Raw genomic sequence first — 13105 nt, 5'->3', positions numbered from 1 at the left:
AAAAAACAAGCACATACATAATTGTTCATGGTAACGAACTATAATACCTATGAGCATACAATGCTACAAATAAGAAAACAAGATTTTACATATATGAGAAAATTTCATTTTATAATTTGCTACTTTATGGGTATCAATTTGATATACGCACAGCCAAAAGAGCAGCATAATCTTCATTTTAAACAACTAGCCACACAATGGGACGAAGCAATGCCTATAGGCAATGGAATTATGGGGGCACTTATTTGGAATAAAGATGACAATCTTCGCCTATCGTTAGACCGAGCTGACCTCTGGGATGAAAGAAAAGCCTTTCAGATTGAACAACACAATTTTAAATGGGTGCAAGAACAAGTACATAACAACACCTACAATAAAGTACAACAATGGGGAGATAATCCATATGGGGACTTTCCTTACCCCACTAAACTTCCTGCTGCTGCCTTATCCTTTAAACTTAGCGAGCTTGGTGTAGTAAGTTCAAATACGCTTGATATAAAAACAGCCATAAACACCATAAAATTCACGAATGGAAATACTTTTGTAAGTTATATACATGCAACTGAACCTGTTGGTTATTTTGAAATCACAGGAAAAGATTTAAAGACTATCACCCCGACATTATTACCACATATCTATCAATCGAACGAAGCCGATCTAAAATCAGTTAGTGTAGTTAATGGTGCAAGCTTGACCCGTCTAGGTTACGCCCAAGGAACATTAAACACAAACAATTATAGACAAATATTACATCAACCGACTTATGATGGTAGGTTTTATGAAGTTCTTCTTGAATGGAATCAAATCTCTGAAACAAAATTGATTGGTACCTGGACCATTTCTAACAATAAGAAAGCTCGTATAAAAACTAAATTGACAGATCAAGGCCAGGGTGTAAGCGCATTACATGAAAGTCATAAAAAATGGTGGGAAAACTATTGGTCAAAATCAACTATTAATATCCCTGATAACATTTTGGAAAGGCAATATTACCTAGAAATGTATAAACTAGGATCAGTAGCACGAAACGGTGCGCCGGCAATAACCCTACAGGCAGTATGGACTGCTGACAATGGCGGGTTACCTCCGTGGAAAGGTGATTTTCACAATGACCTAAACACACAATTGAGCTATTGGCCAACATACTCAGGCAACCGCTTGGAAGAAGCAAAAACATTTACAGATTGGTTGTGGAAAATCAGACCCGAAAATAAAAAATACACAAAAAAATACTTTGGTGTCGATGGTTTGAATATCCCAGGAGTACTTACATTAAATGGGTTTCCAATGGGCGGCTGGATTCAATATGCCTTGTCTCCAACTGTTAGTGCTTGGACTGCACATCATTTTTATTGGCAATGGAAATACAGTATGGATTATAAGTTCTTAAAAGAACAAGCATATCCTTACATAACTGAAGCCGCTACTTTCTTAGAAAACATTACATTTACTAAGCCCGATGGAAAACGTTATTTACCTCTAAGCGCTAGTCCCGAATATAATGATAACAACATCACCGCATGGTTTAAAAACTGGACCAACTTTGACTTAGCACTTGCTCACTTTATTTTCGATGCTGCAGCCGAAGTCAATGATGCACTCTCTAAAAAAGAGAAAGCTGCACATTGGCTTAAACTTAAAAACGAACTACCCGGTTATGCAATAAATGAAACAGGTATGCTTGTCTCCCTAGATCAAAGTATGGAGCACTCCCATCGTCACATGTCCCCTTATATGGCTATCTACCCATTAGGCCAATTAGATATTAACAATAAAGAAGATAAACCAGTTATCAAAAACTCATTGCGCCACCTAGAGAAATTAGGCACCAAAGCTTGGGTAGGATATTCTTTTTCATGGATAGCCTCCATGCATGCACGAGCAAAAGAAGGGGAAGAAGCTGTTTCTAATTTACAGAAATTTGCCACTAACTTTTGTTCAATCAACTCTTTCCACATAAACGGTGATCAAAAAGGCGGTCAGTACTCGAGCTTTACCTATAGACCTTTTACATTAGAAGGAAATTTCGCTTTCGCTCAAGGAGTACACGAATTATTACTACAAAGTAAAAAAGGTTATATAGAGATCTTTCCTGCACTTCCGTCTTCATGGAAAAATGTATCATTTAAAGACTTAAGAGCAGAAGGTGGCTTTTTATTGAGTGCTTCATTGCGTAACGGTTTATTAAACGATATAGAAGTTATTTCAGAAACAAATGCAACCTTTAACATTCGTTATGAGGGCACATTAAAAATTAAAAACAACACTCATTCACTGACAAAAAACAACCATATATATTCTGTAATCTTAAAAAAAGGAGAAAAGATTATCTTAACCAACTAATTAAAACAAGCCCTGCTTTTAGAGCAGGGCTTGTTTTAATTAGTTTCTATGAAACATAAATCTATTTTTAATACTTAACCTTTCTTCACCCGACCAATAACTTCACCATCATCACGCATAAGCGTAATGTCTAATTTGGCGCCCGCTGATTTAACATCAACTAATGTTCTTTTCCCCTCCTTAGGGCCTCCTCCAATAATCACATAATAATTATGATAGTTATCCGGTTCATAAAAACCATATTGATGCGTATGTCCAGAAATTAAAACATCCACCTTATTGCTCTGCAACACATCATGAAAACACTCCCTATTATGTAATGTACCATGCCAATCATCTGAATGGAAAAAAGGGATATGATTAATCACCACAGTATGTTTTGCTTTTTTCTTCTCTTCAGATTTCATCACCAGCTTCAACCATTCACGTTGCTCTTTCCTATACATATCGTAATCTACTGTTCCTCCATATACTTCATGCGAATCTGGCTTATCCTCCCCCCCATCTAATATTATCCAGAAAATTGATCCTAGTGAAAAAGAATAGTAAAACTTACCTGTAGGATAATCAAAATAACGTTTAAAATCCCGAGATAACTTCCCCCTTGTCTCATGGTTACCTCTCACCATAACAAAAGGTGCTTCAGCGGCAAACAATTTCGAGATAGGCGTCAAAAGTTTATCAGTTAAATCACTTTCTGTCACCACATGGTGAAAGCTATCACCATTTAAAATAACTAAATCTTTCTTCGCCAAACTACTTTTATTATATAAATAAGAGTAGCTATCCACATCCTCGTGAATATCATTTAAAATCAAAACCTGACAATCCTTATGATTGTTAAATGGTAAATCCGTTTGATATTCGTTCGATCGAATCTCTTCGGCATAAACAATCTTGTACGGATCAAACTGTGTCACTTCTTTTGCTGCGATCCTATACTTAAAATCCTGACCTCTGTGTTCGACTCTAAATTTATAAAGCCTTGCATTCGCATTCCGCATCCCGTCTTCCACCTCATATACCAATTCTGATACTTTCCCGTCCGAATCTAACACCTCCAACCATGCTAAACAGTTTTTACTTAAAATACAACAAATAGTAACAGACTTACTCGTCATATTCTGCACATAAGGAGTTGCTAAAAAGTTAAATTCACTCTTTTCAACATGTACTTCTCCAACTACATTCTTTCCGATAACGGAAGTGGCTCCCAAAAGGCCAATACTTTTTATAAAAAATCTTCTATCTTGCTTCATGATAAAATAAAATTACTCTTTCAAATGATACCACGGGACATATTAAACATAAATGTTACAAAAGAACAAATTACAAATCTTAAGAAGATTATTGAAAAGCTTATTATTACTAGTGTATCCTGATAAAAAAATATTTTTTCTATTCGAAGCACGTTTAGAGATATTTTAAACCAAGTTAAAACAATCAAGAAGAAATTGCAGCTAAAAAAAACAATGGTTAACGTAGTATGATCTTTTAAGCAAATGTTACCACAGACAAACAACTTGTTAACATAACATTTAGTTTTTTCCTTAAAACAAAGGAAGTGAAAAATAAATTATTCAAACTTTTTATCAAAAAGTTTGAATTTCAAATATCAATAATTATCTTTATCTAGAAACTATGAGTAAAAAAGAAGAATTTAAAGCAAAAATCGGGCGCGCGGCCATGGAGTGTTTTGAAAAATATGGTTTAGAAAAAACAACGCTAGAAGATATATCCAAAGCAGTTGGCTTAAATAAATCGTCGCTTTATTATTATTATAAAAACAAAGAAGACATCTTTATTGAAGCAGCACTTCGAGAAGGAGAATATTACATTACCATGTTACAAGAAGCAACTTTATCAAAATTTGGTATAGAAGAGCAGATAAGTTTTTACTTAGAGTCTAGATTTAATTATTACACCAATATACTCAACATGAATCGTGTATCGATAGAGTCTGTAGAAAAACTTCTTCCACGCTTCTTTGAGCTGTATGATAAATTAATGATACGAGAAAAAGAATTTTTAACCGATATACTAAAAAACGCTATAGATAAAAACGAAATTAAATTATCCGATCCTAAAAATATGGCTTCTGTTCTAATTAATTTTGCAAATGCACTTAAACATAACACAGAGCAACAAGCCATTTTGAAAAAAGAAACAAATATCAATTATACAGAAAGCTTAGCAGATACAAAATATTTGTTAAGTATAATTTTCAAGGGAGTCAAAAAAACCTAATTACAAAAAAATGCCCCGTGTTGCTTATTCTTTTTAAGAAAAAAAGAATCGCAGCCCAAAATTATGCCGCCGCACACCATAGGTTTTATTGATTGCTTATCAAATAATTTTAGTTTGATTTATAACTCAACTAACTATAAATATGAAAAAGCTCAGATTATTAATTCCTATGTTATCGCTTTTATCGCCTATGCTCCTTATAGCACAGCAAACGATTAAGGGAACAGTTACAAACAATTCCACAGGTGAAGCCATTCCTGCTATTTCTATCCGGATTCAAAATACTTCCGACGGAACGTATTCAGATGATAGAGGACGCTTCCAATTAAGCGTCCAACAACTACCGATTACCCTTGTTTTTTCAGGAATAGGGTTCGAAACAACAGAAGTAAAGGTTTCCAGTGCTTCAACTCCACTGGAGATTAAACTTCCTCCCGCTTCTATGTTAGGACAGGCCGTCGTTGTTTCAGCCAGTCGCATGCAACAAAACAAATTATCGTCCCCAGTAACAATAGAACAACTAAGCAGCAAAGATATCACCAGTTCGGCGCAGCTTAATTACATGGATATGATGCAAGGCTTAAGAGGTGTAGATGTTACAGTCTCCAGCTTAGGATTTACAAGTGTTACCACACGTGGTTTTAATATGAGCGGTAATACCAACTTTACACAAATAGTAGATGGTATGGATAATCAAGCACCAGGGTTAAATTTTCCTCTAGGTGCTGCTTTAGGTCCTATCCAACTTGATGTAGACAATATTGAGCTTCTTTCAGGTGCCTCTTCAGCGTTGTATGGCTCGCGTGGTCTAAATGGAACAATGGTAACGCATAGTAAAAACCCTTTCCAGTATCAAGGTTTAAGTGTATTAGTAACACAGGGTATTAATCATGTCGATGGTAAGAAAAAAGGCGATCCCATTTCCACCTCACCATACTACGACTATGCTATCCGTTACGCAAGCAAAATAAACGAAAAATTAGCTTTCAAAATGAACCTTCAATATACACAGGCTAAAGACTGGGTTGCTAGCGATATGACTAACAAGCATGGTCCCGGAAAAAACTATATGGAAGATCCTGGTTATGCAGGTGTCAATATGTATGGTGATCAAACCCGAGAGGATATGCTGGATATGATTAACTTGATCGGTATGATACAAAGCCAAGAAATACCGGGCTTTGATTATTTTACTAATCAACTAACTGAAGGAAAAGACAACTACTACATATCAAGAACAGGATATCCAGAGTATGGTTTTTTAAATAACAAAGCAAAAATTTTTAAAGCCAATGCGGAACTACGTTATAAGTTTAAACCAAATATAGAGTTCATTGCCTCAGGGACATTCGGGACGGGCGATATAGTTTATACAAACAATACCCGATATGACTTGAAAGGTTTTAAAATCGGTCAATACCGCTTAGAATTAAAAAGCGACAATTGGTTTGTTCGAGGATATACCACCCAGGAAAACTCTGGCAAGGCGATTATGGCAGGACCGACAGCCCAACTTATTAACGAAGCTTGGCGACCAAGTGAAGGTCCAGCGGATAATCCTTTAAACGGATGGTATGGTGATTACCTGACTACTTTAATTGGTAGTTTTGCGGGCGGCATGAGTGAGCAGGATGCTAATATAGCGGCCCGCGCTTACGCAGATAGGGATCGCCCGGAATTAGGTTCTTCAGAATTTCTTAAGTATAGAAATCAAATTACATCCAAACGTATCGCCGAAGGTGGCACCTTATTTACAGATAGAAGTAAAATGTACAATGCTGAAGCCCAATATAACTTTTCAAATCTAGTAAAATTTATGGACGTCATCGCTGGTGTCAACTATAGACTGTACCACCTCAACTCCAACGGTAGTTTATTCCCTGATGAGATAAAACCGATAAACATAAAAGAATATAGTGGTTATGTGTCCCTAGGTAAAAAAGTATTTGACGATGCTTTAGCCATCAACACCTCTTTTCGAATCGATAAAAATTCACTCTTTAAATCGCCAAAAGTTACATCACGAGCATCTTTAGTATTAGACGTTGCTCCACAAAATTATTTACGTTTCTCTTACCAAAATGCATATAGCTTCCCTAACAATATTCAATCCTTACAAAACACGATGATGGAAGTTGGTTACTTTGATGCCGGAGGGTCTAAAATGCTTCTTAATGACTTCTATCAGTTCGATAAATATCAACCCTATACTATTGCCAGTATAAACGAATATAGGTCAACAAAAGACGCTTCTATATTGAAAGTTTACGACTATAAGGATATAAAGCCACAGTCAGTTAATTCTTTTGAGCTTGGTTATGCCGCTCTATTAGGGGGGCGTGTAATGATTGATGTACTTGGATATTACTCAACATGGGAAAATTTCATTGACTACGCTGGAGTTGGAAACTCGCCAGGTAACAATGATCCCACTGCTTTTCTGGGGAGCCGCACCAATGGCGATTGGACACAATACACGATAGCTGTAAATGGAGGACAATCTGTTAATACTTATGGTTACGCTGCAAGTATCGATGTAGACCTAGGACATAACTTTATGTCCAAAGTCAACTATTACTCAGATTTCATGAAAAATAAAAACAAGAATAAAGAACTGGGTGAAATCAGCAACTTTAATACACCAAAATATCATATTAACATGGAATTTGGCAATAGTGGCTTTGGTAAAAAACAAGTATGGTCTTTCAGTACAGCACTACGCCACAAACCTAGCTATCATTATGAAGTCTGGGGCGGTTTAGCACAAGGCACAGTTCCTAGCTCTACTGTCATCGATGCACAAATAAGTTACAAAATTATAAAAGCACGTTCGGGCATAAGGATCGGCGGGACAAATATTACCAATAAATACTATTCTACAGGTATGGCCAACCCATTCATTGGGGCTGTATATTATGTTTCCTATGCCTATAACATATTATAATAAATTGAATATAAAACTAAAAAATCATGAGAAGACTAATTAATGGCATTTTAGCTATCATTTTACTGAGTATTTCTTTTTTCGCCTGTACAGGAAATAAATCTGAAAAACTAGGCGTATATACGACTGTTTTAAATTTCAAACCCGGGCAGGAGGACGAAATTGAAGAGGCCCTTCTAGATATAAAGGACAGCACACATATCTATTTAGAGGCCGGACATTATGAATTTGACAATCTAAGTATTGCACAGGTTAAACACATACTTTTTCAAGGTGCTGGATATGATAAAACAATATTAGATTTTTCCAAACAAGAAACCGGAGGCGAAGGTCTACGTGTTACTGATGTAAACAACTTTACAATTGATGCAATGACGATACGCGATTCAAAAGGCGACCTGTTAAAAATAAATAATGGACATGATGTAAATATCACCAACATTCATACAATATGGAGCCAAGCTGACTCAACAAGCGGTGGATATGGTATTTACCCCGTCATGTGCTCGAATGTTTTAGTAGAAAACTGCTATGCTGAAGGAGCTTCAGATGCCGGAATTTATGTAGGACAAACAAAGAAAGCTATCGTTAGGAATAGTAAAGCTTCTAAAAATGTAGCTGGTTGCGAGATCGAAAACACAACTGATGCAGAGGTTTATGATAATGAGTTTTACAACAACACAGCTGGTTTTTTGATATTTGATCTTCCTGATCTATCACAGAGAGGTGGTAATGTAAAAGTATATAACAATAAAATATATGATAACAATCATAGAAACTTTGCACGTTCTGGACATTTTGGAACATACTGGGGTGTTGGTAATGCCTCTCCAGGAAGTGGGGTCATCATACTTTCTACTTCTGATATAGAAATCTATCAGAATGACATCAGTGAAAACAACACTTCTGCTATTACTATTGCATCAGGTTTTACTACCGATGATAAGGCAGCTGAAAAAATAAATGATAAATATTCCCCTATTCCTAGCAACATAAAAATTTATGGAAATACCATTACTATGGGCGAAAAATTTCCTGAACCGGCATACACCCACCGCATTGGCCAACTACTAATAGCGACAGAAGCGCAACTGAATAAGCTCGATGAAAACAGAGCTAATAAAAGAATACCTGCTATCTTATATGACGGAGTTACAAGTAATGTTTTAACAAATGGCACAGAAATCAACCCGGACAATATATGCATTGACCAGCCCGGTGAAAACATTTTTGTTTTTGCAGACTTTCGAAATATAGAAGGAGGAGAAAATTGGAAACCGAACACAAATATTGCCCCATTTCAATGTAAATAAACATGAAAAGGAAAATTATAATAAGCCTATTTTCTGTGATCAGCATCATATCGATGGTGCTGATACAACAGGCTTGCGTACAGAAAACAGAAAAAAAAACAGAACAAATTCAAAACTTTGAATTTAAAGATAAGCTATCCGACTATGGATTCTTTAAGGGGAGACTTAAAGAATTGAATGCACGTGAAGATCTTATTTATTATGATTTAGCTTCAAGTCTATTTACAGATTATGCTGTTAAAGATCGTTTTATTTATCTTCCACAAGGTAACCCGATAGAATTTACAGATAAGGGACCTCTACATTTCCCAGACTCTAGCATAATTATTAAAAACTTTGCCTACATCAACACCAAGGGAGAAAAAATAATGATAGAAACCCGTTTATTGGCTAAGGATCCGAAAGATCATCAATGGAAAGTTATGAATTATCTATGGAACGATGAACAGACAGAAGCATACAGGCATATCCGTGGTTCGAAAGTACCAATCACTTTATTGGATGACAAAGGCGAAGAAAAAAAGACAACCTACCTTGTCCCCAACACCAATGATTGCAAACGCTGCCACATAAACGAATCGGCAATTATTCCGATTGGTCCAAAGGCTAGAAACCTAAACTTCATCCGACAAGGGCATAGCCAAAGCCAATTAGTAGAGTGGTCCGAAAAGGGTGCTATTACAGGTTTACCTGCATTAAACACAATCGCAGCTCTTCCTATCTGGACAGATGTACAAAAGTATACTCTGGAGGAGCGAGCACGGGCATATTTAGATATCAATTGTGCACATTGTCACGTGAGAGGTGGAGATGCTTATAATACAGGTTTATTTTTAGATTATGAAGAGAACGACCTCACAAGATTAGGAGTTGGTAAGATGCCCGTATCTGCAGGTAACGGTGCTGGAGGTTTAGATTTTGATATAATACCTGGTGATCCAGATAATTCAATACTATTTTACCGAATGAACAGTACAGAAGCTGGTACAGCTATGCCCGAACTGGCCCGAACGCTGATTCATACGGAGGGAGTAGAAACAATTAGACAATGGATCAAAGAATTGAAAAGTAGTAACACGAATAATTAAACACATATGAAATAAACTATGAACACAGCAATAACTTCGGTTTTTCAAAAACAACAAGCCTACAAACTGGTTCTACGTGATAGTACTGCCCAACAAAGGATAAGTAGCCTAAAGAAACTAAAGCTCACTATCGAAGCTTATGAAGAGGAAATTTACGAAGCTCTTTTTCTTGATCTTCGAAAAAACAAAATGGAGTCAGCCATTACCGAAGTATTATTTATCTATAGTGAATTAGATTTTGCTTTAAAAAATACAAAGCGCTGGATGAAACCTAAACGTGCAAAACGAACAATTACAAGTTTACTTGCAAAAAGCACTATACAGTATCAACCAAAAGGCAGTAGTTTAATCATAGCTCCCTGGAATTACCCTTTCCAGTTAACTATGAGCCCACTTATATCTGCAATTTCTGCAGGCAATTCTGTTATTATAAAGCCCTCAGAATATAGCCCCAATGTATCAAAAATAATCAAAAAAATAATTGACATTGCCTTTGAGGAAAATCAGATTGCGTGCTTTGAAGGTGATCAAAGCATATCAGAACAATTGTTACAACTTCCCTTTGATCATATATTCTTTACCGGCAGTCCCCAGATAGGCAAAATCGTGATGAAAGCCGCTGCTGAAAACTTATCGTCCATTACTTTAGAATTAGGCGGAAAATCGCCAGTAATTATCGATCAAAACACTGATATTAAAGGTGCAGCAGACAAAATCGCTTGGGGCAAGCTTATAAATGCTGGGCAAACCTGTATAGCTCCAGATTATGTCTTTGTTCATCAAAATAAATTACAGGAATTTATCAAGTACTATAAAAGTGCTACTAAGAAAATGTTCTTTCATGATGACGGGACTATTAACACACAAGACTATGCCCGTATAATTAATCAACGTCATGCCAACCGGTTAAAAGACATACTAGATGATGCCGTTAAAAATGGGGCCGATTTATATTGGGGTGGCACCTTAGACAGCGAACTCACATTTACTCCCACCATTTTATGTAATCCAGCACTTAATAGCAGGATTATGCAAGAAGAAATTTTCGGACCGATACTACCCATTATTCCCTATAAAGAGCTATCGCAGGTTATTAAAATAATAAATGAAAAACCAAAACCATTAGCATTCTATATCTTTAGTAAAAACAAAAAAACTATTGAACATTTACTCAAGAATATCCCTTCTGGGGGCGCTTGTATTAACGATGTTATCGTTCATGTTTCTAACCCTAACCTACCATTTGGAGGTATTAATGGAAGTGGTATGGGAAGTTGTCATGGTATTTACGGCTTTAAGTCTTTCTCGCACGAACGTGCAATTGTGTATCAGTCGAAACTACAACCAGCCAACGTAGTATATCCTCCCTATTACAAAAAACACAAAATCATAAACCTTTTAAAGAAATTTATGTAACCTTTTTTTTATGTAGTAATAATAAAATGGAAACCCTACGATTTTTGACCAAAGATAGTACTTCCAAGACTAGCAATTATAACACAACTGATCGAGGCCCATTGTATTAAACTTAAATGTTCTTGTAAAAAAATAAGTCCTGATAAAGCTGCAAAGGCCGGATGTAAACTGGTTAGCACACTAAATGTCTTGGCCGGCAGCTGCTTCAGGGCCACCATATCTAAAGTATAAGGTAAAGCACTTGACAATACAGCCACAAGAAGTGCTTTAACAAAAATTATCCAATCCATAGCCCCCAACTGCCCTCCTACAATACCAAAAGGAAGAATGACTAGAGTAGCTACCCACATTCCGGTAGTAACAGCTGTTTTACTATCCATTACCTTAGATATTCTACTGCCCATTACAATATAAGCTGCCCAAAACACCCCTGCCATAAATGCCAATAACAAACCAATAGGATCTACACTATTTGTATCCCAAGGTACAATCATCATTATTCCAGCACAAGCAAATAGAGCCCATACCACATCTAATACTTTTCTAGACAACGACAACGCTAATAACAATGGTCCTACAAATTCTACTGTGACAGCTAAACCTAAAGGAATACGCTGTATAGCAAAGTAAAATATAAGATTCATCCCTCCAATTCCCAAACCATAAAACAAACTGTACTTCCACTGTTTTAAAGTTAACGCAGAAACTTTGGGTTTATTAATAATGGTCAATAGAATAGCAGACAGCCCAATACGCATCATGCTTGTACCAGCAGCTCCTATAATAGGAAACAGTTGTTTTGCTATAGATGCACCAGATTGTACACACAGCATAGACAATAATGCAGCTGGTACAGCTTTAGATTTATTTTCTTTCATTATATTACATGCCCTGTAACTCAATATCTGCAATTATACTTCTTTTAACAGCTGTAAAAACATGATCTTTTGTCTCTGCATAAGAAATATCATACACACGATCTATGGTTCTAAATTGTTCAGGAAATTGTAGTAGAAGCTCTTCATAAAAACTATCCAACTCAGCTTTACTAGGCTGTTCATAAGTCAGTACGATCTGAAATCTTCTCACTAAAGCTTGATCTACTATATCCAAATGATTTGTAGCAGCTATAAGAAGGCTATTTTCAGGAAAATAATCAATTAATTGAATCAACGTATTTACCATACGTCGCATTTCTCCCACCTCTCTTTCATCACCTCCCCTAGCCTTGCCTATATGGTCAAATTCATCTATAAAAAGAACTGCTCGCTCTCGTGCTACCTTTTGAAAAACACTTTTAAGATTAATTGCAGTTTCTCCTATTCTAGAAGAAACAATGGTACTTAAATCTAATATATATAAATTTTTACCCAGCTTTTGAGCAATCGCCTTAGCTGTCGATGTTTTTCCACAACCTGAAGGTCCGTGAAGCATCAATTTATTATTAACAGGAAGATTATACTTTTGAAGCTTTTCTGTATACAGATTCTCTTTTAAAAGTTGGTCCAGTTGCTCTCTATTCTGTGCACTTAATCGAATATCATTGAGATCAATTTTCTCACGATCCTGAATTACATAACTGCTTAAACTCATCTAATCTTTTATTTTTAAAAGTCAGACAAATATAGCTGCATTCCAATAATTTAACAAAAAATATTCAGTGCTAATTAATATAAGCAAAACATTAAGCAAAATTTCATTAATAAAAAAAACACAACTACTGCTCTAAAAATAGAAGATAATTCAAAAACATG

The 13105-nt window shown here is 35.9% G+C and carries 9 protein-coding genes; 6 read left to right on the top strand and 3 right to left on the bottom strand.

Going from position 1 to position 13105, the window contains the following annotated elements:
• Nucleotides 1–126 precede the first annotated feature (126 nt).
• Nucleotides 127–2343, top strand: coding sequence for a glycosyl hydrolase family 95 catalytic domain-containing protein (locus ORI89_RS16935; RefSeq protein ID WP_268231703.1), 2217 nt, complete (start codon nucleotides 127–129; stop codon nucleotides 2341–2343).
• 74 nt (nucleotides 2344–2417) lie between these two features.
• On the opposite strand, the gene ORI89_RS16930 is transcribed toward ORI89_RS16935, so the two are convergent.
• The gene (locus ORI89_RS16930) at nucleotides 2418–3602 is read right to left on the bottom strand and encodes a metallophosphoesterase family protein (RefSeq protein WP_268231702.1); all 1185 of its coding nucleotides are present in this window, start codon (nucleotides 3600–3602) and stop codon (nucleotides 2418–2420) included.
• A 382-nt stretch (nucleotides 3603–3984) separates the two neighbouring features.
• Between ORI89_RS16930 and ORI89_RS16925 the strand changes: the two genes are divergently transcribed.
• The 5 genes from ORI89_RS16925 to ORI89_RS16905 all read left to right on the top strand — a co-directional run bounded on the left by ORI89_RS16925 (nucleotide 3985) and on the right by ORI89_RS16905 (nucleotide 11351).
• Nucleotides 3985–4590 carry a TetR/AcrR family transcriptional regulator gene (locus tag ORI89_RS16925; protein ID WP_268231701.1) on the top strand — a complete coding sequence of 202 codons (606 nt, stop codon included), beginning with the start codon at nucleotides 3985–3987 and terminating at the stop codon, nucleotides 4588–4590.
• A gap of 142 nt (nucleotides 4591–4732) precedes the next feature.
• Nucleotides 4733–7534 carry a TonB-dependent receptor gene (locus tag ORI89_RS16920; protein ID WP_268231700.1) on the top strand — a complete coding sequence of 934 codons (2802 nt, stop codon included), beginning with the start codon at nucleotides 4733–4735 and terminating at the stop codon, nucleotides 7532–7534.
• Between the two features lie 26 nt (nucleotides 7535–7560).
• Nucleotides 7561–8847 (top strand): parallel beta-helix domain-containing protein, encoded by a 1287-nt coding sequence (locus ORI89_RS16915; RefSeq protein WP_268231699.1) that lies wholly within the window; start codon nucleotides 7561–7563, stop codon nucleotides 8845–8847.
• 2 nt (nucleotides 8848–8849) lie between these two features.
• The gene (locus ORI89_RS16910; protein ID WP_268231698.1) at nucleotides 8850–9935 is read left to right on the top strand and encodes an SO2930 family diheme c-type cytochrome; all 1086 of its coding nucleotides are present in this window, start codon (nucleotides 8850–8852) and stop codon (nucleotides 9933–9935) included.
• An 18-nt stretch (nucleotides 9936–9953) separates the two neighbouring features.
• The gene (locus ORI89_RS16905) at nucleotides 9954–11351 is read left to right on the top strand and encodes an aldehyde dehydrogenase family protein (RefSeq protein WP_268231697.1); all 1398 of its coding nucleotides are present in this window, start codon (nucleotides 9954–9956) and stop codon (nucleotides 11349–11351) included.
• Nucleotides 11352–11386: 35 nt separating this feature from the next.
• Here ORI89_RS16905 and ORI89_RS16900 read toward each other — a convergent pair whose 3' ends face one another.
• Nucleotides 11387–12229 (bottom strand): EamA family transporter, encoded by an 843-nt coding sequence (locus tag ORI89_RS16900; protein WP_268231696.1) that lies wholly within the window; start codon nucleotides 12227–12229, stop codon nucleotides 11387–11389.
• Between the two features lie 4 nt (nucleotides 12230–12233).
• Nucleotides 12234–12944 carry an AAA family ATPase gene (locus ORI89_RS16895; protein ID WP_268231695.1) on the bottom strand — a complete coding sequence of 237 codons (711 nt, stop codon included), beginning with the start codon at nucleotides 12942–12944 and terminating at the stop codon, nucleotides 12234–12236.
• Nucleotides 12945–13105 lie beyond the last annotated feature (161 nt).

Source organism: Sphingobacterium sp. UT-1RO-CII-1, from assembly GCF_026711005.1.
Lineage (GTDB): Bacteria > Bacteroidota > Bacteroidia > Sphingobacteriales > Sphingobacteriaceae > Sphingobacterium.
This window is presented reverse-complemented; position numbering and strand designations above follow the sequence as displayed.